This is a genomic window from Nonomuraea sp. NPDC049028 (genome assembly GCF_043197735.1).
Lineage (GTDB): Bacteria > Actinomycetota > Actinomycetes > Streptosporangiales > Streptosporangiaceae > Nonomuraea.
In genome coordinates, this window is sequence record NZ_JBICTR010000007.1 from 584,839 (window position 1) to 610,737 (window position 25,899).

Genomic DNA, 25,899 nt, shown 5'->3' on the forward strand with positions numbered 1-25,899 from the left:
AACGACTCAAGCACCTTGGGACGGCAGCGCAGCTACTCCGACAGCACAGTCGCCGCCCTCTACGCGCTGGCGGAGGGTACGTGCTACTGGCCTGACCCTCCGTGCGATCAGCGAATCGTGAAGATGATCGATGGCATTCCGAACTCAACGTAGAGAAAGCCCACATCTACGCAGCTAATCCCGGCGGTCCTTGGGAGCATGACGACCTGGGCCCGGAAGAGCTGGATGACTTCCCCAACATCATCCTGATGCCGCCCACACCACCGAAGGATCGACGGGCGCAGACGAGATCTCTATCCGCCGCAGGTGTTGCAGGAATGGAAGCGCCGGCGGGAGGGCCTGGGACTGATGGTTCTGGAAGGCTTGGGGAGGCTTACGCAGGAGCGGCTGCCGGACGTCGCTGATGGAGAGTTGGGCGGTGGCCGCGGCCGGACTGCTGCTGGGTCTGCTGGCTGCCGCCGGGGCGCTTACGGCCGCGCTGACCGTCACCAGCAGCATCACCGGAGTCGCGACGGTGGCCGTTTTCTGGCCGCTGGCGGGCACGATGGTGGCGGGTGTCTTCCTGACGGCCGGGGTGACGAACGTGCTCACGACCCGTGCGGCGCTGCGTCGACCCGGAGTTGTTCGGCGTCCAGCCGGGATTGCAAGCGACGTAGGACGATGTCGTCGATGTGGCGGCGATCGCGGAGCTGGATCAGGGTGGCGCGCTGGACCTGGAGCAGGGCGAGCTTCAGCTGCCGGGCGTGCTCCGCCGCTTTCGCCTGGCCGTGGCGTCCGGGACCGGCGAGCTCGCGGGCGAGCGCGTCGGCGATGTGGGCGGGTGTGCCGAGGCGGGCGGCCTGCTCGGGAAGGGCGGTCAGGGCCGCGCGGGTGATCTCGCGGACGGCCAGGCGCTCCTCCTGGGCCTGGGTGGGGTCGGCGGGCAGGCGGGCCCAGCGGATGAGGGCGGGCAGCGGCGGTCCGAGCAGGACCAGGCTGGTCAGGATGACGATGGTGGTGATGAACACGATGGCGTCGCGGTCTTGAACGGGTAGTCCTTGCGCGGTGAGGGCGGGCACCGACAGGGCTGCGGCCAGGGAGATGGCGCCGCGCATGCCGGCCCAGGCGAGCGGCAGCCGGTGCCGGGCCGCGATGCGTCGTTCGCGCTGGCTGGGCCGCCGGTCGAGGAGCCGTACCAGGTAGGGGACGGTGTAGAACCACAGCAGCCGCACGCCGATGACCACGGCGCTCACCGCCAGGGCGAGCAGGAGCGCGTGCGGCAGCGCGAAGGACGACAGGCCGCGCACCGCGGCCGGGAGCTGCATGCCGACCAGGACGAACAGCGCTCCGTTGATGAGGAACGTGGTGACCTCCCAGAAGGAGACGGCCTGCAGCCGGGCGGCCGGCGGGATGAGCCGGGGGCCGGCCTGGCTGAGGGCCAGGCCGCAGGTGACGACCGCCAGGACGCCGGAGGCGTGTAGGAGTTCGGCGGGAAGGAAGGCGGCGTAGGGGGTCAGGACGCTCAGGCCGCTGTTGAGCATGGGGTCGCGCCAGCGGCGGCGGATGACAACGATGACCCCGGCGACGGCGAGCCCGGCGGCGATGCCGCCAGCGTAGGAGACGATGACGCGCAGCGTGGTGCCGCTCCAGGAGAACGGCACACCTTCCACGGCCGCTTCGAGCGCGACCGCGAGCAGCACCAGCGCGGTGGCGTCGTTGATCAGGGATTCGGCGCGCAGCATGGTGACCGTACGGCGGGGCAGACCGCGGGCCACCGCCGCCACGGCCACCGCGTCGGTGGGGCCGAGCACCGCGCCCAGCACGAACGCCAGGGGCCAGGACAGACCGGCGGCGTGGGCCAGAACCGCCACCGCCGCGGTGGTGAGCACGACCAGGCCGGTGGCCTGCAGGGTGATGGAGCGCAAATTGGCCCGGATCTCGCGCAGCGAGGTCGTCAAGGACTCGTAGTACAGCAGGGCCGGCAGGAACAGGAACAGCACGACCTCCGGCGGCAGCGGGATGTCGCCGAAGTGGGGCAGCAGCCCGATCAGGGCCCCGCCGGCCAGCAGCAGCATGGGCTCGCTGAGCCGCAATCTCCTGGCGATCCAGGTCAGGGCCAGCACGGCCGTCACCACGACGACCACGATCTCGATGCTTCGGTGGCTCATCGGCGGGGTTTCCTCAAGGGTTGCTACTGGAAGGGCATAAGACGGACGAGGCGGCCGGGAATGGCGTCCTCCACGTACCAGACGCTGCCGTCGCCGGCCACGGCGACGTCCCGGATCCGGCTGCCCATGGCCCAGCGTTCGGCTTCGCGGTACGGGTCGGGCGCGGTCAGGTTTCGCGGTAGAGCACCAGGTGCTCGTGGTAGAGCACGCCGTCTCGCACGTCGCCGGTGGCGGTGAAGCCCAGGTCGTCGTGGTAGTCGAGGTGGGTGCCGGTGACGGTGTAGCGGCCGGTGTAGGCAAGCTTGCGGCCGTCGCGTTCCTCTTCGTAGCGGCCGGTGGCGAGGAGTTCCTGGCGGATCCGGCCGTCGGCGGTGACCCACATGCCGACGTACGGGTGAGGGGCGGATTTCGAGCGGCCGTCGCTCGCGGCGGCGCAGGCGAGCAGCGTAGTGAACAGTCCGAGGAGGTGCAGGGTGTTTCTGAACACGGACGGGCTCCTTGCCAGTGAGAGGTGATGGGCATGGCGGGCCGGCCGAGGCGAGCGGCCGGGGCCGGTGACGGGGGAGGGCGGTTGCCGGCGCGTGCGGGCCGGCTGGGCAGGCCAGGCCGATCCCGCTGATCGCGCCGGCGACGGTGCGGCCGGGTCAGGGCCGGTCGGCGGAGCCGGAGGCGCGCAGGACGCGGTCGCGGGAGGCGCGCACGTCCTCGCGCAGCGCGGCCAGGTCGACGTCGAGGACGGCGCCGGCCCACTTGCGGACCTGACCGGCGATGAAGACGCCGTCGATGTTGCGGGCGTCGGAGCCGAGGACGAGAGTGCCGATGGGGTCGTTGAGCGGCATGTTATTGAGGTCGTCGGCGCGTACGACGAGCACGTCGGCCTGCTTGCCCGGGGTGAGGGAGCCGGTGACGCCGCCCAGGCCGATGCTGGCGGCGCCCTGCAGGGTGGCGAAGTCGAGCACGTCGGCCACGCCGATCCGGGCGGGCTGGTCGCCGGTGCCATAGGCGGCGTTGACGGCGCGCATGCGCTGGATGGCGTGCAGGGCGCGCATCTGCGTGAACATGTCGCTGGCGAGCGCGACTTCGACGTCGATGCTCAACCCCGGCCGGATGCCGACCGCGAGCGCCTCGTCGATGGCCGGGATCGCGCTCTCCAGGCCGATCTGGGCGTCGGAGGTGGGGGCGAGCGCGACGTTGGCGCCGGTGTCGGCCATCGCCTGCCAGGCTTGCGGGGTCAGGCCGGTGCAGTGGATGAGGGAGATGTCCGGGCTGAGCAGGCCCTGCTTGGCCCAGCCGAGGATGGCCTCGGAGGAGGACTGGCCGAAGACGGCGTCGATGCTGACGCCGATGCCGAGGTCGCGGGCGGTGCGGGCGAGGTGTTCGCCGTAGGCGAGGTCGGGGCCGGCGACCTCGTCGGTGGCCAGGGCGGCCAGGCGCAGGGTGAGCAGCCCGCCGACGGCGAAGTAGGTGTCGTGCAGGCGGGTCAGGTCGGCGGGCCACTGGCCGTCCCAGTCGCCGAAGTGGGGGCGCATTGAGGCGTGCACGCCGCGGATGCCGGTGTCGGCCAGCGCGCGGATGGCGGCGTCAGAGTGGGCGGCGGTGCGGGAGTTGTGGGAGAAGTCGAGCATGGTGGTGATGCCGCTGTCGATGGCGGTCAGCGCGGCCAGGCGAGTGCCGATGTACATGTCCTGCGGCTGGTAGGCGGGGGCGATGCCGGCCAGGGTGGAAGTGACGTACTCACCGAGGTCGTTGACGTCCGGCATGATGCGGCGCAGCTGCGCCTCCCAGGCGTGGCGGTGGGTGTCGACGAAACCGGGGGCCAGGACGGCGCCGGTGACGTCGATGACCAGCGCGTCGCCGGCCTGCAGGTCCACGCCGACGGCGGCGATCCGGTCGCCTTCGATGAGCAGGTCGGCGCGGGGCAGGACGCCCAGCTCCGGGTCCATGGTGACGATGGCGGCTCCGGTGAGCAGGATGCGGCGGCCGGGGTCGGCGCTGCGCAGCTGGTCCAGGGTGGCGTTCATGGGGCTTCCTTCGAGGTGGGAAGGGTCAGTCGTGGGTGAGGTACTGCCACTTGGTCATGCGGTGGCGCAGGTCCACGGTGGCGGCGTTGGCGGAGAAGGTGCCGTCGCCGCGGTGGTGGAACTCGCCCGCGCCGCGCCGGCCCGGATCGATCCAGGCCCGCTCGGCGCGCAGGATCCACAGGTGGTGGTCGTCGGCGAGCCGGTCGTCGGCGACCGTGCATTCGAGGTTGGCGAAGCACTCGGCCACCAGTGGCGCGTCCACGGTGGCGGCGGGCACGGGAGTGAAGCCGAAGCGGCTCCACTTGTCGGCGTCGCGGCCGGAGGTGTTGCCGACGTCGACCACCTGCTCGGCCAGGTCGATGGACGGGATTGCCAGCACGCACTGCCCGCTCTCGCGCAGGGCGGTGTAACTGTGGTCCCACGGGCCGACGATGAGGCCGATGAGCGGCGGCTCGTGCGAGACGGGCATGTTGAAGCCGTTGGTCATCAAGTTGGCCCGCCGGCCGTCGAAGGTGGACACGAGCAGGACGGGCCCGGGTTCGATGAGCCGGTGCACCTGCTCCAGCGGATACGGGATCAAGTCGGCGCGATTCATGACGTGCTCCTTGGGCTCCTTGGGGAGAGGCCGGCCCGGCTCCTCGCAGGGAGCCGGGCAGGAGGCCAGGTCAGACGGCCTGCGCGGTGGGCAGGATGGTGATCTCGGTGAGGTTCACGTGGCGGGGCGAGGCGGCGATGAACGCCACCGTCTCGGCCACATCCGCCGACTGCAGCGGGTCGATCTCGGTGAGCAGCCCCTCCATGAGGGCGCTGGCGTCGGGGTCGGTGACGTGGCTGGGCAACTCGGTGTCGACCATGCCGGGCTCGATGGTGGCCACCCGGATGTTCTTGGGGCCGAGTTCGACGCGCAGCAGCCGGGTGAGGTGGCTGATGTACGCCTTGGTGCCGGAGTAGACGGAGAACTTCTCCAGGATCCGGGTGGCCGCGATCGAGGAGGTGGTGATCAGGTCCGCGGACCGGCCGGCCTCGGCGGCGGCGGTAAGGTGCGGCAGGAAGGCGCCGATGACGTTCATGACGCCGGTGATGTTCAGGTCGATCTGGCGCTGCCAGTCATCCTGGCGCAGGTCGGTGATCGGCGAGATGAGCTGGACGCCGGCGTTGTTGACCACCAGGTCGGCGGTGCCGAGCCGGTGGGCGACCTGCGCGGCCGCGTTCGCGACGGCTTCCCGGCTGGTGACGTCGACGGCGATGGCGATCGCGGTGCCGCCGGCGGCGCTGATGGCGGCGGTCAGGTCGTCGAGCTTGTCCTTGCGCCGGGCCAGCACGGCCACGCTCGCGCCGAGTTCGGCCAGGCGCAGGGCGGTGGCGGCGCCGATGCCGCTGGAGGCGCCCGAGACGACGGCCACGCGGCCGGCCAGCGGGGTTCCGGTGAGCAGAGCAGCAGTAGACATGGCAAAGGCTTCTTTCGTGTGCGTGTGTGCGGTGCCCGCGGTCAGCGGCGGGCCAGAAGATGTGCGGGTAAGGAGGGCAGGCGCCAGCGCCGGCGCCGTTCGCAGGATCCCTCCGCGAAGGTGGAGCCGCGGTCGCCTGTAGCGGCGGGCTGTTGGTCAGGCTGCGGCGTCGTCGTGGGCGGTGGCGGCGGACTTGGCTCGCCAGGGGGCCACGTCCCGCTCGATCTGGTCCAGCTTGACCTGCAGCCGCTCCAGCGTGTCGGGGCCCAGGTACAGGTGCGAGGGCAAGCTGTCCTGGCCGGTGACCTCGTAGATCAGTGCCGCGCCCTTGACCGGGTCGCCGAGCTGGGTGTGGTTGGCGGTGCCCGCCCAGTCGAGGGTCACATGGGCCGGGGTGCCGTCGTAGGCGTCGATCCGTCCGGCGGCGACTGACAGGGAGCTGGCGTCCAGGAAGTCGGTGCGCAGGACGCCCGGCTCGACCACCATCGATTGGATGCCGAACGGCTCCAGCTCCTTCGACAGCGCCTCGCTGACGCCCGCCACGGCGAACTTCGAGGCGCTGTACAGGCTCACCCCAGGCTCGCCCTCGAACCCCGATCGCGAGCCGATGTGCAAGAGCTTGCCGGAGCCCTGGCGGCGCATGACGGGCAGGACGGCGCGGGTCATGTCGATGAGGGCGAAGACGTTCAGGTCGAACAGCGAACGTGCCTCGGCGTCGCTGATCTCCTCCAGCGCGCCGAGCAGGCCGCGGCCGGCGTTGTTGACCAGCACGTCGATCCGGCCGAATCGGTCGACGGCGGCCTGGACGGCGGCCGGGATGGCCGCGCTGTCGGTGACGTCCAGGGCGACGGTGAGTACGTTGCCGGCCTTGGCGAGGTCGTCCGGCACGCGGGCCGGGTTGCGGACCGCGATGACGACGTTGTCGCCCTTGGCGAGGGCGGTGCGGGCGATCTCGGCGCCGAGCCCGCGGGATGCTCCGGTGATGAACCAGGTGGCCATGACGGTGTCCTTCGTTCCGTTCCGTTTGGCTGACATGTAAAGTTTGCCCAGGTCAGCGAGGTGGAAGAAGGTCGCGGAATTCCTGGGAGTGTCATACCTAGGAACCGCGCCGTGCGGCGTAACGGCCGCGCACGGAAAGAGGCCGGGGCGTGGCCCCGGCCTCTTGGCATGGTCGTGTCGTGGTGGGTCAGTCGGCTCGTGCTGTCAGCGCCTGATCCGCGTCCTGCATCGCCCTGGACAGTGCGTCGTCGGCGCGGGCACGCAGCCGTTCGAACGCCTGTGCGGTGGGCGAGGCGGGCTCGGCCTGATACACGACGAGCTGCTGGTGCGGCGCCCCGTTGACGGTGAACGCCGAGAACAGGATGTGCAGGTCGCCCACGACCGGATGGCGCAGGTGCTTGCCCTCCTGGGTCTTGGGCTTGACGTCATGACGGCCCCACAGCTCGGCGAACTCGTCACTGGCGGCCGACAGGTCCGCCACGACCTCGGCGATGCGCGGATTGTCGGGGTCATGGCCGTAGGCGGCGCGGATCTCCGCCACGCACGAGTGCGCCGCCCGCTCCCACTCCTGGTAGAACTCCCGTCCGGCCGGGTCGGCGAACACCATGCGGGCCAGGTTGTCGGGCGGGTGAAAGCCCTCGTGCAGGGCGGCGGCCATGGGGTTGCAGGCCAGGATGTCCAGCGCGGGGCCGAGCGCGAAGGCGGGCGAGGTGGACCAGCCGTCCATCAGCTGCAGCAGTTGCGGACTGACGGTGGTGTCCTGCGCGCGCCGCCAGCTACGCGCCTCCGGCGGCTGCACCAGCCGCCACAGGTGTTCGGTGGCGGCCGCGTCCAGGCGCAGCGCCTGCGCGACCGCGTCGACGACCTGCGGGGAAGGGCTGGACTCGCGGCCCTGCTCCAGCCGCACGTAGTAGTCGCTGCTCATGCCGGCCAGCATCGCCACCTCCTCGCGGCGCAGGCCCTTGACCCGGCGGCGGCCGTACTCGGGCAAGCCGATGTCCTGCGGCTTGAGCGCTTCGCGGCGGGCGCGCAGGAAGTCGCCCAGCGGGGTCCCGGTCACGCCGCGTCCCCGGCCGGAGCCTTGATCGGGCTCTTGATCGGCGCGGCCTGCATGACCGTACCGAGCGTGCTCGTGCGGGCTGTCATGTCCGTCCTTTCAACGTGCGGAACCGTCAGAAGGTGATGGTCACCTTCCCCTGGCTGTGCTGCGTGGCCAAGTCGATGAGCGCCTGGGGGGCGTCGGCGAACTCGTAGGTGGCACCGATCACGACCCGCAGAGCGCCGCGTGCCGCCTGCTCGGCGAGGGCGTCCAGCCTTCCTGGCACGGGGACGGTGCCGGTGTAGATGGCCTGCACGCCGCGGGCAAAGCTGGACGGGCCGCCGAGTGGAGACACCAGCCGGCCACCCACGCGGGCGGCGTCAGCGCTGCGTTCGAGCCGGGGCCCGGCGTTGGCGAGGTCGATCACGACGTCGGCGCCGTCCGGGAACAGGTTCAGCAGTTGAGGCGCGACCTCCGCCGCAGTGTGGTCGATCACCGCGCCGGCGCCGAGGCCACGCAGGAAGGCGAACTGCCCGGCGCGACCGGTGGCGATGACGCGGGCTCCGGCCTGCGTGGCCAGTTGGACGGCGTAGGAGCCGAGGCCGCCGGCGGCGCCGACGATGAGAACGGTCATGCCCGGGCCGAGCGCGGCGGCCTCGATGAGAGCCGCGGCCGTCAACGCGCCCGTCGGCAGCGCCGCCGCCCGCTGCGGGTCGAGGCCGTCGGGCCGTCGCGCGCTGGCGGGCCCGGTGTCGACGATGACGTATTCGGCTAGCGCGCCGGAGCGGACGCCGTTCCAGGCCAGGACGGGCTCGCCGACCGCGAACCGGGTGGCCCCCTCGCCCAGCCGGGTCACCACGCCCGTGATGTCGACGCCGGGCACGAACGGGTGCGTGACCGGGATGGCCGCACGCATCGCGCCCGTGACCAGCTTGACGTCGATCGGATTCAGCGCCGCGGCCTCGGCGCGGACGAGCACCTGTCCCGGCTCCGGGACCGGAACGGGCACATCGGCGAAGGACAACTCCTCAAGAGGCCCGTACGCGCGGGAGACTAGCGCCCTCACCTGCTGCTCCTGTCCTTCGCCGTCACCGCTACAGCCTCTCTGACCAGGGGCGATACCGGCATCGGCGAGAATTACTCATATAGCGATGAACGCCGCATTCGTTGAGTAACTTCCGCCGAGGCGGGCGCCGGGCGCGCCGCGCAATCCTGATCTCCCGATCCACCCCCTGTTGGGAGGCCCCCATGCCCGGTGATGCCTGCCGCGTCACGCCACGATGGCGGCGCCCGGCGAGAGGACCCATCGTGATGAACGGAGACGTGCGCGTGCCCCGAGCAGTCAGATTCAGCAGCTACGGCGGCCCGGAGGTGCTGGAGGTCGTCCAGGTGCCCCGGCCGTCGCCAGGCCCCGGCCAGGTGCTGGTCCAGGTGAACGTCGCCCCCGTCAACCCCGGCGAGATCGGCATCCGCGAGGGTGTCTTCGCGGACCTGTGGCCGGCGGCATTCCCCGAAGGGCAGGGCAACGACCTGGCCGGCCAGGTCGTGGAGGTGGGCCAGGACGTGACGGGCTTCGCGCCAGGTGATGAGGTCATCGGCTACGCCCCGCGCCGCGCCCAGGCCGACTACGTGGTCCACGACGCCGCCACCCTGGCCCGCAAGCCCGCAGTGCTGTGCTGGGAGGAGGCGGCCCCGCTCTCGGCGGTGGGCGTGACCGCCTGGGCGGGCGTCGAAGCCGTGCGGCCCCAGTCGGGAGAGACCGTGGTGGTCTCGGCCGCGGCGGGTGGCGTCGGCGTCCTGGCCGCCCAGCTGGCCCGCCTGCGCGGCGCCACCGTGGTCGGCACCGTGGGTCCGCACAACCTCGACTTCGCCCGATCGCTGGGCATCACACCGGTGCTGCACGGCCCCGGTCTGGCCGAACGGCTGCGCGCGGCGGCCCCGAACGGGGTGGACGCCTTCATCGACACCTTCGGCGCGGGCAACGTGCAGGTCGCCATCGACCTCGGCGTGCCGCCGCAGCGCATCAACACCATCGCCGACGGCGCGGCTGTGCGCCGTTACGGCGTGCGCAGCCAGGCCCAGGAGGACGCCTTCTCACCCGGGCTGGTGGAACGGCTCGCGGCCCTGGTCGCCGAGCGGCGGCTCAGCGTGCCGATCCACGCCGTCTACCCGTTGGAACGGGTCCGCGACGCTTACGTCGAGCTGGCCCGGCGGCACACGCGCGGCAAGATCGTCCTTAGCCTCGTCCTGTCCCCGGAAGGCCACCCGTAGGCTGACTGAGCTGCTCACACAACACGAACGACACAGGCATGTGACAAGGGCGGGTAAACCCGCGGGTAGGGTCGGCCTCGATGAACGACCCGAGCCCCACTCGCGCCGCCCCGGTGCTGTACGGACGCCGGCACGAGAGCGAGAAGCTCGACCGGCTGCTGGAGCACGCCCGCGGCGGTCGTGGTGGCGCGGTCCTGCTGTACGGGCCCGCGGGGGTTGGCAAGAGCGCCCTGCTGGGGCACCTGCGGACTCGGGCCGTGGGCTTTCGCGTCCTGCAGGCCGCCGGTGCCGAGTCCGAGAGCCGTCTGCGTTTCGCCGCAGTCCATCAGCTGTTCGCCCCGCTGCTGAGCGACCTCGGCCGGATGCCGCCGTACCTGCGCGCCACCGTCGAGGCCGCCTTCGCCGCCGGCGACGGGGAAGGCGAGCCCGCCTGGTTCACGATGGGGCTCGCCCTGCGCGCGCTCGCGCAGCAGAGCACCGCGGGCCGGCCGCTGCTGTGCTTGGTGGACGACGCTCACTGGCTCGACCGGCCCTCCGCCCAGGCCCTCGACCTGATGGCGCGGGGACTGTCATCGGCCGGTGTCGCCGTAACGCTCGCGCTGCGCGAGCCGGCGGATCGGCCCGAGATCGAGGAGCTACCCCGGCTGCGCCTCGGCCCCCTGACCGAGAGCACGGCAGGCGCGCTGTTCGATGCTCACACCCTGGTACCCGTCGACAGGCGGGTGCGCCGCAGGATCCTCGCCGAGGCCAGGGGCATCCCGCGCGCGCTGTTGCAGGCCCCGTCCCCGGCGGTCACGGCGGGCGGTTTCATGCCCGTCGCACATCCGGCCGTGGGCAATGACCGCGACTTGCCTGCCGCTGTCACGGCGCTGAGCGCGGCCGGCCGCATGCTGCTGCTGGTCGCGGCGGCCGACCCCACCGGCGATCGAGCGCTGCTGTGGCGCGCCGCCGGCGAGCTGGGCCTGGATGTGGCCGACGGCCAGGAGGTGCAGGACACGGGGCTGCTGGAGCTGTCGAACCCGGTGCGATTCGCGGACCCGGCTCTACGCGCCGCGGTCTATCGCGGCGCGGACGCGCCGGCCAGGCGCCGGGCGCATCACGCCCTCGCCGAGGCCACCGGCTCTCGCGCGGACGCCGACCGCCGGGCCTGGCACCGAGCCTTGGGTGCACTTGGCCCTGACGAGCAGGTCGCCACAGAACTGCAGGCCCGCGCTGGGCAGGCGGGATGCAACGGCGGCGCGGCGGCCGCCGCCGCGTTCCTGGAACTGTCCGCCTCGCTCACCGCCGACCCGCGCCGCCGCGCGGGTCGCGCGCTGGCCGCCGCCGAGGCCAAGCGGGAGATCGGCGCCGACGACGAGGCGCTGGCGCTGGCGAGCCTGCTGGACGCGGGCCCGGCGGAGCGGATCCGCGCCACGACTGTGCGCGCCCGGATCCGATATGCGGCCGATCGGGGCGAGGCCACCCTCGACACGCTCCTGGGCGCCGTCGCCGCCGATCTGCCCCAAGCGCGCGCCTGCCTGCTCGAAGCGCTCGCCGTGACGATCATGATCGGCCGCGACGCCTCAGTGCGCCAGCGCCGAGCCGTGGCTGAGGCCGTCGCGGTGCTGCCCGCCCCGCCGCAGCCCATCGACGAGTTCCTGGCAGCGATCGCCGCCCTGCTCGTGGCTGGTTCCGACCAGGCCATGCCCCTGCTGCGGCACGCGCTGGAGGCAGGCCCGGCAGTGCGGGGGCCACTGCCGGCGATCGCGACGGTGGAGGTCTGGGACTTCCCACGCTGGCAGCAGATCGCAGAGGCCCGGGTGCGCGCCGCCACCAGCAGCGGTGCGCTGGCCGAGCTGCGCTCGGCGCTGGACGACCTCGCGGTGGCCCGCCTCTACACCGGGGACCTGGCCGTCGCCGACCGGTACGTCCGCGACGGTCAGGCCATCGCCGCGGCCATCGGCGCCGTCTCGATCACGCCAGGAGCGCTGCTGTGTGCCGCGTGGCGCGGGGACGAGTCCGCCCTGACGCGTCTGCGACGACGCATCTCGGCCGAGGACGTCCCGGCCAAGGACGGCAGGCGGGGCGCGTTCGCCGAACTCGCGCATGCGGTGCTGCTGAACGGCCAATGCCACTACGACATGGCCTGCCAGGCGCTGACCGCTGCCATTGAGCAGACCGAGCCCGGCCTGTGGCCGCTGGCGGCGATGGAGTTCGTCGAAGCGACCGCCAGGGGTGGCCGGCCGGACCTGGCGGCGCCGGCAGCCAGCCGCGTCCGCGAGCACGCCGCTGCGGCGGGCACCGGCTGGGCAGTCGGGCTGACGTCGTGGTGCCAGGCGTTGCTGAGTGACGGCTCCGCCGCCGAGCCTTCCTATCGGGACGCCGTCCGGGCGTTGTCCTCCGACGGGCCGCACCCGTCCGCCTTCCTGGCGCGCGCCCACTTGTCGTACGGCGAATGGCTGCGCAGGCAGGGCCGCAGGACCGACGCCGGCGAGCAACTGCGCACCGCCCACGCCCTGTTCACCTCGATGGGCGCCGAGGCCTTCGCCGGGCGCGCGGAACGGGAGCTGGCCGCGGGCAGCGCGCCCCCGCCCGGGCACGGTCTGGTCCTGCTGACACCGCAGGAGGAGAGCATCGCCCGGCTGGCCGCCGCGGGCACCACGTCGAAGGAGATCGGCCGGCGGCTGTTCCTCAGCCCGCGCACCGTGGACGCCCACCTGCGCAGCGTCTTCACCAAGCTCGACATCACCTCCCGCAGACAGCTGAGGGAGACGGCGTTCGGAGCAGGGCACCCCCCGCAGCAGTAATTCAATCTTGAACTACTATCGGGTTCGATGAGCGAGTACACCACGCATACCGGTCCTGACCTGCCGTTTTTTCGCCTGGCGCGCCGTGAGATGCCGCACGTGTCCCGGCTACTGGAGCAGGCGCGGCAAGGCGCCGGCACGGCACTGGTCGTCCACGGAGAGGCCGGGCTGGGCAAGACCGTTCTGCTGGACAGCGTGGTGCCGGCCGCCGTGCCGGGCAGCACGATCCTGCGCGCCGCGGGCGCGGAGTTCGAGCAGGAGCTGGCCTTCACCGCGCTGCACCGGCTCTGCCTGCCCCTGCTCGGCCTGACCGGCCGACTGCCCACACCGCAGCGGGCGGCGCTGCAGGCGGCATTCGACCTGGGTGAAGGGTCGGCTCCGGAGCCGCTCGTCATCGGGCTCGCCGTGCTCGGCCTGCTGGCGGAGGCGGCCACCAGCGCACCGGTGGTCTGCGTCCTGGACGACGCCCAGTGGCTGGACGCGGGCTCGGCCCAGGCGCTGGCCTTCGTCGCCCGCCGCGTTCAGGCCGAGCCCGTTACCCTGCTGTTCGCCATGCGCGACCCGGACGCCGTACCCGCCTTGGCCGCCCTTCCCCGCCTGCCGCTGTCCCCGCTCACCGAGCAGGAGGCCGCCTCCCTGCTGGCCGCATTGCCGCACGCCCCGCTGGACGCGGAAATCCGCCGCCGGCTCATCGCCGAAGCGCGCGGCAACCCGCTCGCCCTGCTGGAGCTGCCCCGAGACCTCGACCCCGCCGGCTACCCCAGCTACCTCGACGCGCCCGTGACCGACCTGGTCGAGCAGAGCTTCCAGCACCGCTTCAGCACGCTGCCCGAGCGCACCAGGCGGCTGCTGATGCTGGCCGCCGCCGAACCCCTCGGCGACACCGGCGTGCTGCGGCGCGCCGCGGAGTCGGACGGGCTCACCCTGTCCGACGTCGAACCCGCCGAAAGCACCGAGCTGGTGCAGGTCGGTGCGGATGTCCGCTTCCGCCACCCGCTGGTCCGATCGGCGATCTATCGGCTCGCCACCGAAACCCAGCGCCGCCACGCCCATCGCGCCCTGGCCCGCGCGTTCGACCCCGAACACCGCCCCGACCGGCGCATCTGGCATCTGGCCCATGCCGCGGACAAGCCCGACGAACACCTTGCCGGTGAGCTGGAGCGCTTGGCCGGCCGGGCCCGGCGCCGTGGCGGTGTGGCGGCCGCCGCCGCGTTCCTCGAACGCGCCACCGAGCTGACCCCGGATCCCGCCGCACGAGCCGAGCGCGCGCTGGCCGCCGCCCAGGCCAAACACGAGGCAGGGGCCTCCGAGCAGACCGGCGCTCTCCTCACGGTCGCCGACGCCGGCCCCCTTACCGACGCCGGGCGGGCCCGCCTGTTGCGGCTGCGCGGACAGATCGCCTTCTCGCTGCGCCGCGACGACGACGCCCCCGTGCTGCTGTTGGAAGCGGCCGAGCAGATGGCGCCGCTGGACGCGGCCCTGGCCAGGCATACCGCGCTGGACGCTCTGTGGGCCGCCACCGGAGCCGAACGCAACGGCGACGCGCACGGCATCAAGGCCGTGGCCGCCGCCGTGCTGCATGGCCCCGCCGCACCGCCGATGCCACAACCCGCCGACCTGCTGCTGGACGGCCTGGCCACGTTGTTCACCCAGGGCCAGCGCGCCGCCGGGCCGCTGCTGCGCGCGGCCGTCGACGGCTTCCGCCAAGCCGATGATCCGGGCTGGCTGCCTGTCGCCTGTCGCGCGGCCTGGGACCTGTGGGACGAGGTCGCGCTCGACGATCTGGCGACCCGCTGCGTCGAGCTCGCGCGGGAGGCGGGGGCGCTGACGTTCCTGCCGCTGGCGCTCAACTTCCAGGCTGTGGCGGCCACCTACGCCGGTCGCTTCACCGCCGCCTCGGCCATGACCGAGCAGGCGCACGCCCTCACCGAGGCCATCGCCGGAGCTTTCGTCCCCTACGCGGCCATCGTGCTGGCCGCCCACCAGGGCGACCGAGGCCGAGCCCGCGCGCTGTTCGAGCAGAGCATGCGCGCGGCCGCCGACGGCGCCGGCGGGTTCGTCACGATCGTCGAGTACGCCACCTCCGTCCTGCACAACGGGCTCGGCGAACACGCAGCGGCGCTCGCACCCGCCCGCCAGGCCGCCGGCCGCACCCGCCTGTTCTGGAGCGCCGCCGCGCTGCCCGAGCTGATCGAGGCCGCCGCCCGCACCGGACGGCTCGATCTGGCCGGACCCGCCCTGGACGAGCTCGCTGAGCTGACCGAGGCCGCCGGAACCGGCTGGGGGCTCGGCGTGCTGGCCCGCTGCCGCGCCCTGCTCAGCGACACCCCGGACAAGCTGTACGAGGAGGCCATCGACCGCCTCGCCGGCACCCGGGTCGCCGTCCAGCTGGCCCGTACGCACCTGCTGCACGGCGAGTGGCTCGCCCGCTCCGGCGCACGGCCACGAGCCCGCGCGAGCCTGCATGAGGCTCACCGCATGTTCGACGGTATGGGCGCCACCGCCTTCGCCACGCGCGCCGCCCGGGCGCTGCGCGACCTCGGGGATCGGCCGGTCAGCTCCGCCAGCTCCCCCCTGGACGCCCTGACCTCGCAGGAGGCCCACATCGCCCGTCTCGTGGCCACCGGCAGAACCTCCCGTGAAGTGGCCGCCGACCTGTTCCTCAGCCCGCGCACGATCGACAACCACCTGCGCAACATCTACCGCAAACTCGGCATCGGCTCCCGCCGTCATCTGCGTGAGCTCGACCTCAGCACCTGACCGGCGCGGCTCGCGTCGTTCATCTGGGGTCGTTCACCGGGGGTCGTTCAACCTGGGAGTGATGCACCCAGGCAGCCGGTCCAGCGTTTGCCTAACCTCGGATGTCATGGACAGTGATCGCAACGACCCGCTGGGGAGGTTTCTGCGAGAGCGCCGCGCGCTCGTGCGGCCCGAGCAGGCCGGTCTGCCCGCGGACGGCCGCCGGCAGGTTCCCGGGCTGCGCCGGGACGAGGTCGCCCACCTGGCCGGCCTCAGCGTCGGCTACTACGCCCGGCTCGAACAGGGCCGCGAGCACCCCACCCGCCAGACGGTGGAAAGCCTGGCCCGGGCGCTGCGCCTGGACGAGCATGCCCTAGTGGAGCTGTATCGGCTGGCCCGGCCCACCGCCGGGCGCCGCCGGCCCAGCCGCGTCGAGCGCGTCGCACCCGAGGTGCTGGCCCTGCTCAACGACTGGACGGTGGCCCCGGCCTTCATCCTGGGCTGGTCCGGCGACGTGCTGGTCCGCAACCCGCTGGCGAACGTGCTGCACAACCGCTTCGTCCTCGGCGACAACCTGCTGCGCATGATCTTCCTCGACCCGGCAGGACGGCAGTTCTTCCGTGACTGGACCAGCACCGCCCGGGCGGCCGTCCACGACCTGCGCCAAGTGGCCCGTCAGACCCCGGACGACCACCACCTGCGTGAACTCGTCGGCGAGCTGGCGATCATCAGCCACGACTTCCGCCGGCTGTGGGCCGCCCCCGAGCCGCGCGGCGCGCTCACCCCCGGCACCCGCTTCCACCACCCCGACGTCGGCGACCTGCACCTGCGCACCGAGATTTTCCCCATCGCCAGCAGGCCCGGCCTGCGGCTCATCGCCCACCCGGCCGAGCCGGACTCGCCCTCGGCCCAAGCCCTGGCCCTGCTGGGCACGCTGGCCACCTGATGGGCACCTCGGACGTCTCCCCGCGGGCCGCCCGCCTCGGCGATCGTCGTGCGCCGCCCCGACCGGCTGGCCGCTAACCCGCTGCTCCGTACTCGGCTCCTCGCCGAGACGGGGACAGGCGAGGACACCGATCGGCTGAGGCGCCTGCTGACCAGCGCGATCGACGCGCTGGCCGACGACCCACACACCACCGAACTGCACCGTGCGCTGGCCACCGCGTACCTGCACGCCGCCCCCACCAAGGGGCCGGCGCCGAACCGCTGCCTGCAAGCCGTACTCCGTGACCCGCGTCGCGCGCTGCAGTTGAGCCGGTCGGCCGTGTCCAGCGGAGGCATGGTCACGGTGCCTCACGATCGCTCCTCGTGCCCTGAAGGGCCATGCGTACAGCAGTCATGTGCCCCCAGATGCATGTCCACGGGATACGCGGGATGGATCTTCAGGTGGATCCTGAGACGATAGCCGTATGGCCAAGTCAGAGGCATGACGCGGGCGAGAACATCGGTCCGCTGTAAAACCGTCGGCTCAGCCTGCGCAAGGCGGATGGCCGCAGCGCACGCGATCTGCGGCCTGAGTAGGCGCCTCGCCCACTCAGGCGGTTGGGCGTCGGTGGCTAGGAGGAGAAGAACCTCCAGCGCCTCTCGGAGACGACCTCGACGGTGCCGTCGGTCACCTTGATGGCCGTCTGGTCGTCGATGGCGTACGCCGGACCCGCGATGTCGGCGGCCCATCTCTCGGCGTCGGCCATGGTGTTTCCCGGCATGAGCTCGTGTCCCAGGTGCGGGAAGATCGAGAAGTCGACGACCCCTAGGGTGCGGTCGCTTCCGGTGGGCGGCGTCCATTCGACGAAGTAGTCACCGATCCGGGGGGTCATCACCATGCTTCCGGCGCTCACCCCCACCCAGACCGTCTCGGACAGCGATGGCAGGAGATCCGCCAGCCCGGACTGCCGCATCCAGTGGCACAGGTACGTCGCCTCGCCACCGTCCACCAAGAGGACGTCGGCCTCCTGGACCCAGGGGACCCAGCGGTCCTTGCCGATACTGGGCAGTGCGGTGAGCTCGAGGACGCCCACCGACTTCCAGCCCAGGTCGCACATGGGTGCCGGGGTTTGTCCGGCGATGAAGCGCCAGGCTGAGGCCGGCGTGCACATGGGGTGGCCATACTCCGCCGTAGGGATGCAGAGGGCGCTGGAGTCGGCGATCGGCTTGCCCAGCAGATCGACCAGCGCATCGCGGATGCCCGCGTTCGTGACGCCTCCGGAGGTGAGAAGAAGCTTCAAGATGTCTCCCGATTCGAGTGCGATGGAGCGGTGTGACGTGTAGACGTGGGACCACCGCGAGACTCATCGCTGCTGGGAGCAAACGCCTGGTAGATCAGTCTCCAACCCTTCGCTCTCCAGGTCCTCACAGCCTGGACGGCGCTGGCGACAAGCTGCTTGACGGGCTGACAACCTCGATTTTACAGAGTATTGGGATGGCCGATACGGTTGATTCGGTCAAGATCTTTGCTCTTATGAGGTTGAAGCATGAAGAAGCTCACATCCGTTCTGCTTGGCTCCGCCGCCGCGACGGCCATGCTGCTGACACCGGCGACCGCAGGCTCCGCGCAGGCAGGCACCGCACGGACGAGTACGGAGACCGCCAGTACGAAGGCCATCGCCGCGTCGGCTCAAGCCGGGGTCGAGCGCGACAGCATCAGTTGCTCCCGGCCCAGAGGCAAGTGGGCCAACTACTCGTGGGGTGAGGGCAACACGAGCGTGACCATCTACTTCAACAACCACTGCAGCCACAAGGTCAGCGCCAAGATCATGTTCGTGAGGAAGGGCTCGGTCGGCGACAAGGCGGCCAAGTACCGTTGCATGACGGTCAACGCCCACACCAAGGGCAAGAAGAAGTTCTACGCCGCTGCCTACAAGCCGTATTCCGTGACCCGCGTCGCCCGCTGCAGCTGAGCCGGCCGCCCGCGTCCAGCGGGGCATGACAGAGCCATGCTCACGGCGCCTTAGTCTACGCAATTTCGAACCTTGCACCTGCCACGCGCAGTTCAGAGGCCCTACGGGGCCTCTTCTGCGTTTCAGGGGCGGGCAGCTCTGAGCGGCTGTTCGTCGCTGATTCCGGCTGAACGCCTCGATCTACGACCAAGTGGCGGCCCTCTTGCTTCCGTTACCGGCGATTCACTCACGCTCGGTTGACCCTGGCGGCGCCGGCGGCTCCCGCCTCGCGTACTGCCTGGTGGGACTGGATGGGATGCGCCTCGGTCAATGGTTAGCTCTACGATCGGTACGGAGTGGTCGCGGCCGGGGGCGCACTTCATACGCCGTCGCATCAGCTTCTGCGCCAGGGCCTAAAGCAGTCAGTTGCGCCGGGTGCCAACTAGATCGGCCAACACTTCGATGTACATGTAATCGTCGTCCGACGTATCTTCGTTGCACAGCGCGATGATGAGGCCCTGCTCAACCAGGGCGCAGCCAACGCCGTCACTTTCGCTTTCTTCCAGGCCGCTGACCACGAACTGTGGGAAAAGGAAACAGAGCCACTGACTGGGCACACTCCCTGTACGGTGGTGCCGCGCTAAGATCGCGTCCCGTGCTTTCGGTTAATTTATGGCGGATTATCAGGATTGGATTAGTCGGTCTGGTCCTTGCGGCGGCTGTCGCGGGCCTAGTGCTCGGCGACGCCTGGCTTTGGGCGGCAGTCGAATGGTCGCCGCCGGCCTACGCGGAGTTCTACATGCGCGGCGGGTTCGACACCCCGACGACTGTGGTGCTGCTCGTGGCCGCCCTGGTGAAGGCCGCGCTCCTGTGGCTGATCCTGCGTGCCCCCGCACCCGGACCGCTGAACCGCCGGGCAAAGGCGCTGCGCCGGCTGCTGTATCTCGCGGTCGCGTACAGCCTCGTGCTGTGGTTCCCGATCGCGCTGCTCCCCGACGCGGTCAACATGGCATTCCAGCTCGCGCTGTGGACCGCGATCGACGTCCTCTACCTGCTCGTTATCCGCTGGCGGTCCCGCATGCTGCGGGCGGCGGCCGGAGCGATGTTCGCGGTTGAGTTGGCGGGGATGGCCAACGTACTGCTCGACGATCTCGACCTCCCCGAGCTTGGATCGGGCGGCGTCTTCGAACTGGGCTTGATGCTGAGCGGAGTGGCGGCGACCATCATCACGATTGTCGGGCAGCGGCGCGACGGCCGGTGGAGCCGCGGCACGCAGGTCGCCGGGTTGTTGTCGCTGGGTGTCTACACGCAGGCGATGCCGTTCAACGTACTCGCCGGCGGCAATATAGCGTTGCCGATCATGATGGACGCGGTGGGGCTCGTCAGCACCGTGTGGATCGCGGCGACCGCCCGTGAACTGCCCGCTGAGGACCGCCTGGCAGACCCTCCGGCCGCACGGCAGCGCGTGATCCGCGTCGCGGTGGCGGCCGTGACCGTACTGCCGATCATCGCACTGATCCAGCCGGAGCAGGCCGCGCACCTCACCTACACCGGCCGGTCGATGGGCTGCTACGACCGGCCGAGCTTCGGCGACCTGAAACCCGCGGAACGCGACGCCGCGTTCCTGTGCCGAGCGCGGAGCAGAGACGGCGGAGTCCCGCCCATGTTCCCTGACAGCGTGCCGGATCAGGCGATCCTCGCGTACGGGCGGGCTCTGTGCCGTACAGAGGACCGCGACGAGCAGAAGGCGATTCTGACGCGGGCCGGGAGCGCGCGGCCCGCCTGGGGCGTGGACCCGTGGGACCTCGTCTACGTGTGCCCGGAGATCGTCGGTGCGACAAATCCCGAGCTGCTGCGGTCGACCACGGAGACGGAGGCGGCGAACGCCGCCTACATCGCCGAGAAGAACGCGAAGTGCCGCGACCCGTGGCCTCGGACGAAGGGTGTCGTCCAGGGTACGGCCAACTACTTCCTGTTCGTCGACGGCGATCCCGGCTATCTGGTCCAAGATCCCAAAGACGCAGCGGCCGAGGAGGCGGCGGAGCAGGCGATGGACAAGGTCTACGACGACGACAGCAACCTCATCGGGGTGGCCGGCAGCGCGGTGCTCATCGGGCACGTCGAAGACGTCTCTGACCTGTGCCTTACCGTGAAGGCCTTCCGCACCGCACCGCCGCAGCGGACGGCCGGGTGGGATCAGGTCAGCGAGGTGCCGATCGTCAGCCGCAGCGGCCGGCTCACTGTGCCGTATATGGGCGAGGGCGGAGAGGTGGGCGCGGGCGCCCCGATGCCGAACCTGGCGATCGCGGGGAAGGGCCGCTACCGGCTCCGTGTCTACGTGCGGGTCGAAGATGCGGGGGAGGAGCAGCACCTGGTCGTCGTGTTCCCGGGTGCGTCGAAGAAGAGGCTTGAGCTGAAGCCGTGAGCGGTGGCGGGGCGCACACTCTCCTCGGTCGGAGCTTCATGCCGCCTGACCGGGGCTGCTACCCGAACGAGCCGTCCTCGCGGTCGACGAACCGCACGCAGCCGTCATGCTCGAAACGCACCCGCCCGTCAAACGACGAGGCGGGGTTGGTGCAGGCCCCATAGTCCAAACCGAGCTGACCGCTCAACGCGATCCAGAAACGGCATCCTCCGCACTGGGAGTAGTACCACTCGTCCAGGTAATCGGCCTGGGCGGTGGAGCGATTCAACGAGGCACCCCATCGCGCATGGCACTGATCATTGTGATCTGGATCGTTACCCGTCCAAGGCTCACCAGCGGCCATTCTCGGTGCCTCCGTCTAAATCCGAGACCGTCAGCTCCGGCGATTGCCCGGGGGCTCGTATTCTTCCAGCTGCAATAGGGAGAGCGTTTCTACGGGCACCCTACCGAGCGAAGGGATCAGCGAGTTGACGCTGTCGACAGCCGACCTCACTGCATCGGATCATGAAGCCATGTCAGAACAGATCCCCGCCCACCTTGACGGCATCGGCCAGGGCTGGCATCCGCTGCTGCAACGCCTGCACGAGGAACTGCTGGCCGTAAGCCCCGGCTACAGCGTCCAACGCCCCTGGATCAAAACCCTGTGCGACGATTGCGACGCCTGTCGCTGAGACTGTGAGCGTTTTCGCGGCAGCCACCCCTGCCATTACGAGGGCTTCGTCAGGTCCAGCACGCCGACCGTCTGGCCCCCGCTCTTCTCACCTGTGAGCTGAAACCCGAGCTTCTGGTAGAAGCCTTCGGGGCTGCCCGCTCCCGGTTCCCACGTCACATACATCTGCGTGCCACCACGACGCCTGACTTCGCCCGCCACTGATTCGACGGCGAAGCGGCCGACTCCCTGCCCTTGTGCGTCGGGTGTGACGTTGAGGCGCCACAAGCCGGACCGGAAGTCGACTCCCTTGCCGTCCCAGTCGATATCGAAGAAGGCCATGAGGAAGCCGACCGGACGGTCGCCGTCGAGGATGAGGCGTGGCCAGGCCACGTTCGGGTGGACGTACGCCTCGGCCAGCGACTTCACCACAGGTGAGACGAAGTGTTCTTGTTCGGGGCGGACTTTCACGGCAATGGCCGTCTCAAAGTTGGCGGGGGTGATAGGCGCGAGGCGGAGGCTTTTAGGCATGCGAGAACCATATGAGTTGGTCACGCATGAAGAGTTAGGATTCGGGCCATGCCTCTAACGGTGATTGACGTGGACCGGTTCGAGCTGTCGAGGCCCCGTCTGGAGGCTATCGCCTACCGTCTCCTCGGCTCCGCTGACGAGGCAGAGGACGCCGTGCAGGAGACCTTCCTGCGCTGGCAGGCCGCCGACGTCGACCGCGTCGAGGTCCCCGAGGCTTGGCTGACGAAGGTGCTCACCAACCTGTGTCTCAACCAACTCACCTCCGCGCGGGCGCGCCGCGAGACCTACGTGGGCCAATGGCTTCCCGAGCCGCTGCTCGCCGGGGACCGGATGCTCGGCCCGGCCGACACCGCCGAGCAGCGCGAATCGGTCTCGTACGCGGTCCTCACCCTCATGGAGCGCCTGTCCCCCAACGAACGGGCCGTGTACGTGCTGCGGGAGGCCTTCGACTACCCGCACCGGGAGATCGCCGAGATCCTCGACATCACCGAGGCGGCCAGCCAGCAGATCTTTCACCGCGCCAAGAAGCATGTCGCGTACGGCAAAGCCCGCACCGAGATCGACGAGGCCGCCGCCCGGCGGATCGTCGAGGAGTTCCTCGCGGCCGCCACCAGTGGTCAGACCGATGAGCTCGTACGCCTGCTCACCAAGGACGCCATCTCCATCGGCGACGGCGGAGGGAAGGTTCCGGCACGTACCAAGGCGTTCGAGGGAGCCGTCGCGGTCGCGAAGTTCGTGTGGGGCCTGTTCAAGCCCGCCGAGGCCAAGCGCGCCGTCGTCGGCGGCTCGCCCGAGATATACGCCTGGACCGCCAATGGCGAACCCGCCGTTGTGGCCGTCGTGGAAGGCCGGGTCGTCGCCATCATGTGCCTGGAGGTCACCGCCGAGGGCATCACCGCCTGCCGTACCCAGGCGAACCCCGACAAGCTCGAACGCGCGACCGAGCAATGGGCGGCGGCCGGCCACGGGGAGCCCCTGCTCGTGATGTGACGTGTCTCACAACGCGTTCCTGTCAGGAAACAGCGGGCCATCCGGTTCAAGTGGCACATCCGAACCGGACAGGAGCCTGAAATGCAGCATCGCGTCATCGTTCTCGGAGCCGGATACGCCGGAGCCAGCGCCGCCGGCCGCCTCGCCAAGCGGTTGCGCCGCGAGGACGTCGCCATCACCCTCGTCACCGCCGAGCCCGACTTCGTCGAACGCGTCCGCAATCACCAGCTTGCGACCGGCCAGGACCTCAGGCCCCGGCCGCTCAGCGAGATCTTCGCCGGCACCGGCGTCGAACTGAGGCTCGCGAAGGTCACCGGCGTCGACGTCGACCGCAAGACCGTCGCCATCACCGGTGCGAACGGTGCCGAAGAACTGGAGTACGACACCCTCGTGTACGCCCTGGGCAGCGACTGGAACAGCCAGGGCGTACTCGGGACCGCCGAGCACGCCTACCAGATCGCCAGCCGTACCGGAGCGCTCCGGCTACGCGAGCGCCTGGCGGGCCTCGACGCCGGGCAGGCCGTGGTGGTGGTCGGTGGCGGCCTCACCGGCGTGGAGGCCGTCACCGAGATCGCCGAGGCCCGCCCGGACCTCAACGTCGCCCTGGCCGTCAGCGGCGGCGTCGGCGACTGGCTCTCACCCAAGGGGCGCGAGCACGTAAGGAAGGTCTTCGGCAGGCTCGGCATCACCGCGTACGAGCACGCCGTCATCAGCGGCGTCGAAGCCGACCACGTCACCACCGCCGACGGCAAGGTCATCCCCGCCGCGGTCACCGTATGGACCGCCGGTTTCGCGGTCCACCCGATCGCGAAGGCGACTTCCCTGGAGGTCTCCGGCACCGGCCAGATCGTGGTCGACCGGACCATGCGCTCGGTCTCACACCCCGATGTGTACGCCGTCGGCGACGCGGCCATGGCGATGGGCGCCGGAGACAAGCCGCTACGGATGTCGTGCGCCTCCGGCATCCCCACCGCCTGGCTGGCCGCCGACGCCATCGCGGCGCGCCTGACCGGCCGGAAGGTCCCGAACAAGACGATCGGCTACTTCAACCTGTGCGTCTCACTGGGCCGCAAGGAGGGCCTGATCCAGTACGTCACGGCCGACGACCGTGCCAAGCAGGCGGTCCTGACCGGCCGACTGGCCGCCGCGTACAAGGAACTGGTCTGCAAGAGCGCCGCATGGAGCGTCGCCAACCCGACACTTGGGCTGCCGACCCGGCCCAACCGCGTTACGCGTGAGCAGACGCTGATGCGGGAGACCGCATGAACATCGTTGTGGACGACCTTTCCGGCCCGCGGTTCGGGCGGGTCGACGGCGGACGGCTGGAAGGTCGTCGGTTGATGTGGCATTTGGGCGCGTGCCCGTTGTCTGCCTCATGGGGCGCCGATCACGGTGGTGGCTTCGGCCTCGATGAGTTCCTGCAGTATGCGCTGCTCACCACGTTCCGCCCATGCCAGACGAGTACGTAGCACGCAAGTATCACAGCGGCCCCGTCGGCGCCTCCCAGGAGGATGCTCCGAACCAGGTCGTAGCCGCTCACCGCGGCGCGGTCGGTCACCGCTCCGGCGGCGGCGCCGGCGATCGCGGCCACCGTGACCATGGCCAGCACCGCGCCGCGCACCCGGCCCGCCACCCCGGGCAGCCGTTCCGGCCGGACCGGGGTCCGCCGATACCAGAGCGCGAACCATCCGGCCAGGGCTACCAGACCACCTGCCGAACTGGCGTACATGAGCACGTTGAACACACGATGCGGGCCGACGACCGGTAGTCGCAGCACCTGCCAGTGCGCCACCGCGAACCCGCCGACCTGCGTGAACCCGTCCCAGACCAGGTGCGTGGCCATCCCGGCGACAAGCGCCGCCACCACCGTCACGGGCGCCGGCCGCGGCGCGACGGGCAGCCGGGCGCGCAGCCCGGCCGGGGCCAACGCGACCAGCGGCGCCCGGAGCACCTGGTGAAACAGCACCAGCAGCACCGCGCCCGACGGCACCCCCAGCAGCAGCACCCCCCACCATGCGTGCGTGCTCGCCGACGAGAACGGCAGCGGCAGGTAGTACGGCAGATCAGGTATCACCGCCCCGACCGCCAGCGCCGACGGCGGTAACCACCGCCGCACTGGCAGGATCGCGGCGACATGGCTCAGGGTGAACGGCACACGCCATTATCGGCACTCGCCGTCCGGACGGTGATCTATATCGATATCTCAGTGGATCATCGCCGCGCGCGCAGGACGCGGGGAGAGGCACCCAGCTCACGGCGGCACGCCTTGTTGAACGCCTGCAGGTCCGCGATCCCCACTGCCGCGGCGATCGCCGGGATCGCCAGCGTCGACTCGCGCAGCAAGTGCAGCGCCCGCGACAGCCGGCGGCGGCGGATGTAGGCGACCACCGTGTCACCGCTCTGGGCGCGAAACAGCCGGGTGAGGTGGTTGTGCGAAACCCCGGCGGCCCTGGCGACGTCCGGTACGGTCAGCGGTGCGGCCAGGTTCGCCTCGATGTACTCGATCGCCGCGGCCACCACGGCGGGCCGGCTGCCGACCACGGGCAGGCTTGCCACCCGCCAGAGCACCGACCACACCTCGGCCGATGCCCTGGCCGGGGTGCCGGGGACGGCCGCGATGGCCTGGCGCAGCGCGGCGCCGATGACCGGGGCCTGGTCGCCGGCGTCCCGCATGACCGTCACGGTGCGGCGCTCGTCCTCGCCGGGCAGGCGGAAGTGTGCGTACAGGTGCTCTGATCTGCCCCGATAGTGGTAGTGCACCTCGGCGCCAGGCGGGATCAGGCTCACGTGTCCCGGCTTGATGGCGTGCGTGGTGTTGTCCAGGACGAGTTCGGCCGCGTAGCCGTACAGGTGGAGTTGCCACAGGTCGGGCAGCCGAAACACGTCGTGGAGGCCGACGACGCCGTGCACGCCCACTCCCGCCCCGGCCACCACGGGCGGCTCCGAGAGCGCGATCGTCAGGTGACGCACAGCGCATG

Annotated in this window: 25 protein-coding genes; 10 read left to right on the forward strand and 15 right to left on the reverse strand. The window is 70.8% G+C overall.

Going from position 1 to position 25,899, the window contains the following annotated elements:
* Positions 1-240 precede the first annotated feature (240 nt).
* The 9 genes from ACGFJ2_RS29995 to ACGFJ2_RS30035 form a co-directional block, all read right to left on the reverse strand.
* Positions 241-591, reverse strand: coding sequence for a hypothetical protein (locus ACGFJ2_RS29995; protein ID WP_393473837.1), 351 nt, complete (start codon positions 589-591; stop codon positions 241-243).
* Positions 588-2,147 carry a Na+/H+ antiporter gene (locus ACGFJ2_RS30000; RefSeq protein WP_393473840.1) on the reverse strand — a complete coding sequence of 520 codons (1,560 nt, stop codon included), beginning with the start codon at positions 2,145-2,147 and terminating at the stop codon, positions 588-590. Before ACGFJ2_RS30000 ends, ACGFJ2_RS29995 begins: the two co-directional genes overlap by 4 nt.
* A gap of 166 nt (positions 2,148-2,313) precedes the next feature.
* Positions 2,314-2,634, reverse strand: a complete 321-nt coding sequence (locus ACGFJ2_RS30005) for an Atu4866 domain-containing protein (protein WP_358204391.1) — start codon at positions 2,632-2,634, stop codon at positions 2,314-2,316.
* Positions 2,635-2,791: 157 nt separating this feature from the next.
* The gene (locus tag ACGFJ2_RS30010; RefSeq protein ID WP_393473843.1) at positions 2,792-4,168 is read right to left on the reverse strand and encodes an amidohydrolase family protein; all 1,377 of its coding nucleotides are present in this window, start codon (positions 4,166-4,168) and stop codon (positions 2,792-2,794) included.
* Between the two features lie 25 nt (positions 4,169-4,193).
* Complete coding sequence (locus ACGFJ2_RS30015; protein WP_358204401.1) at positions 4,194-4,763, reverse strand: flavin reductase family protein; 570 nt, start codon at positions 4,761-4,763, stop codon at positions 4,194-4,196.
* A gap of 70 nt (positions 4,764-4,833) precedes the next feature.
* A complete protein-coding gene (locus ACGFJ2_RS30020) occupies positions 4,834-5,616 on the reverse strand; it encodes an SDR family oxidoreductase (RefSeq protein ID WP_358204408.1) in 783 nt (260 codons plus the stop codon).
* Between the two features lie 156 nt (positions 5,617-5,772).
* Complete coding sequence (locus tag ACGFJ2_RS30025; RefSeq protein WP_358204416.1) at positions 5,773-6,615, reverse strand: SDR family NAD(P)-dependent oxidoreductase; 843 nt, start codon at positions 6,613-6,615, stop codon at positions 5,773-5,775.
* A gap of 187 nt (positions 6,616-6,802) precedes the next feature.
* The gene (locus ACGFJ2_RS30030; protein ID WP_358204422.1) at positions 6,803-7,675 is read right to left on the reverse strand and encodes a helix-turn-helix transcriptional regulator; all 873 of its coding nucleotides are present in this window, start codon (positions 7,673-7,675) and stop codon (positions 6,803-6,805) included.
* 112 nt (positions 7,676-7,787) lie between these two features.
* Positions 7,788-8,720, reverse strand: a complete 933-nt coding sequence (locus tag ACGFJ2_RS30035; RefSeq protein WP_393473849.1) for an NADP-dependent oxidoreductase — start codon at positions 8,718-8,720, stop codon at positions 7,788-7,790.
* A 263-nt stretch (positions 8,721-8,983) separates the two neighbouring features.
* On the opposite strand from ACGFJ2_RS30035, the gene ACGFJ2_RS30040 reads away from it, so the two are divergent.
* From ACGFJ2_RS30040 to ACGFJ2_RS30060, 5 genes are all read left to right on the forward strand, one after another.
* Positions 8,984-9,925, forward strand: coding sequence for an NADP-dependent oxidoreductase (locus tag ACGFJ2_RS30040; protein WP_393473852.1), 942 nt, complete (start codon positions 8,984-8,986; stop codon positions 9,923-9,925).
* 80 nt (positions 9,926-10,005) lie between these two features.
* On the forward strand, positions 10,006-12,711 hold the full coding sequence (locus ACGFJ2_RS30045; RefSeq protein ID WP_393473854.1) for an AAA family ATPase: 2,706 nt from the start codon (positions 10,006-10,008) through the stop codon (positions 12,709-12,711).
* Between the two features lie 27 nt (positions 12,712-12,738).
* Positions 12,739-15,471: an ATP-binding protein gene (locus tag ACGFJ2_RS30050; protein ID WP_393473857.1), complete on the forward strand. Its 2,733-nt coding sequence runs from the start codon at positions 12,739-12,741 to the stop codon at positions 15,469-15,471.
* Between the two features lie 106 nt (positions 15,472-15,577).
* Positions 15,578-16,396: a helix-turn-helix domain-containing protein gene (locus ACGFJ2_RS30055; protein WP_393473860.1), complete on the forward strand. Its 819-nt coding sequence runs from the start codon at positions 15,578-15,580 to the stop codon at positions 16,394-16,396.
* A gap of 48 nt (positions 16,397-16,444) precedes the next feature.
* On the forward strand, positions 16,445-16,855 hold the full coding sequence (locus tag ACGFJ2_RS30060) for a hypothetical protein (RefSeq protein WP_393473863.1): 411 nt from the start codon (positions 16,445-16,447) through the stop codon (positions 16,853-16,855).
* Between the two features lie 151 nt (positions 16,856-17,006).
* Here ACGFJ2_RS30060 and ACGFJ2_RS30065 read toward each other — a convergent pair whose 3' ends face one another.
* On the reverse strand, positions 17,007-17,675 hold the full coding sequence (locus ACGFJ2_RS30065) for a Type 1 glutamine amidotransferase-like domain-containing protein (protein WP_393473866.1): 669 nt from the start codon (positions 17,673-17,675) through the stop codon (positions 17,007-17,009).
* Between the two features lie 246 nt (positions 17,676-17,921).
* On the opposite strand from ACGFJ2_RS30065, the gene ACGFJ2_RS30070 reads away from it, so the two are divergent.
* Entirely contained in the window at positions 17,922-18,347 is a 426-nt protein-coding gene (locus ACGFJ2_RS30070) for a hypothetical protein (protein ID WP_358204486.1), read from the forward strand.
* Between the two features lie 401 nt (positions 18,348-18,748).
* On the opposite strand, the gene ACGFJ2_RS30075 is transcribed toward ACGFJ2_RS30070, so the two are convergent.
* On the reverse strand, positions 18,749-18,904 hold the full coding sequence (locus tag ACGFJ2_RS30075; RefSeq protein WP_357954921.1) for a hypothetical protein: 156 nt from the start codon (positions 18,902-18,904) through the stop codon (positions 18,749-18,751).
* A gap of 221 nt (positions 18,905-19,125) precedes the next feature.
* Between ACGFJ2_RS30075 and ACGFJ2_RS30080 the strand changes: the two genes are divergently transcribed.
* Positions 19,126-20,751 (forward strand): hypothetical protein, encoded by a 1,626-nt coding sequence (locus ACGFJ2_RS30080; protein ID WP_393473870.1) that lies wholly within the window; start codon positions 19,126-19,128, stop codon positions 20,749-20,751.
* A gap of 58 nt (positions 20,752-20,809) precedes the next feature.
* Here ACGFJ2_RS30080 and ACGFJ2_RS30085 read toward each other — a convergent pair whose 3' ends face one another.
* A complete protein-coding gene (locus ACGFJ2_RS30085) occupies positions 20,810-21,094 on the reverse strand; it encodes a DUF3027 domain-containing protein (RefSeq protein ID WP_357954925.1) in 285 nt (94 codons plus the stop codon).
* Positions 21,095-21,263: 169 nt separating this feature from the next.
* Here ACGFJ2_RS30085 and ACGFJ2_RS30090 point away from each other — a divergent pair, with 169 nt between their 5' ends.
* Positions 21,264-21,422, forward strand: a complete 159-nt coding sequence (locus ACGFJ2_RS30090; protein ID WP_393473874.1) for a hypothetical protein — start codon at positions 21,264-21,266, stop codon at positions 21,420-21,422.
* A 35-nt stretch (positions 21,423-21,457) separates the two neighbouring features.
* Here ACGFJ2_RS30090 and ACGFJ2_RS30095 read toward each other — a convergent pair whose 3' ends face one another.
* Positions 21,458-21,931 carry a GNAT family N-acetyltransferase gene (locus ACGFJ2_RS30095; RefSeq protein ID WP_357954929.1) on the reverse strand — a complete coding sequence of 158 codons (474 nt, stop codon included), beginning with the start codon at positions 21,929-21,931 and terminating at the stop codon, positions 21,458-21,460.
* A 48-nt stretch (positions 21,932-21,979) separates the two neighbouring features.
* On the opposite strand from ACGFJ2_RS30095, the gene ACGFJ2_RS30100 reads away from it, so the two are divergent.
* Complete coding sequence (locus tag ACGFJ2_RS30100; protein WP_357954931.1) at positions 21,980-22,921, forward strand: RNA polymerase sigma-70 factor; 942 nt, start codon at positions 21,980-21,982, stop codon at positions 22,919-22,921.
* Positions 22,922-23,002: 81 nt separating this feature from the next.
* Entirely contained in the window at positions 23,003-24,187 is a 1,185-nt protein-coding gene (locus ACGFJ2_RS30105; protein ID WP_393473878.1) for an NAD(P)/FAD-dependent oxidoreductase, read from the forward strand.
* A gap of 121 nt (positions 24,188-24,308) precedes the next feature.
* On the opposite strand, the gene ACGFJ2_RS30110 is transcribed toward ACGFJ2_RS30105, so the two are convergent.
* Together ACGFJ2_RS30110 and ACGFJ2_RS30115 are read right to left on the reverse strand one after the other, a co-directional pair.
* Complete coding sequence (locus tag ACGFJ2_RS30110) at positions 24,309-25,076, reverse strand: DUF4184 family protein (RefSeq protein WP_393473881.1); 768 nt, start codon at positions 25,074-25,076, stop codon at positions 24,309-24,311.
* 56 nt (positions 25,077-25,132) lie between these two features.
* The gene (locus ACGFJ2_RS30115) at positions 25,133-25,891 is read right to left on the reverse strand and encodes a helix-turn-helix transcriptional regulator (RefSeq protein ID WP_358204525.1); all 759 of its coding nucleotides are present in this window, start codon (positions 25,889-25,891) and stop codon (positions 25,133-25,135) included.
* Positions 25,892-25,899: the final 8 nt, after the last annotated feature.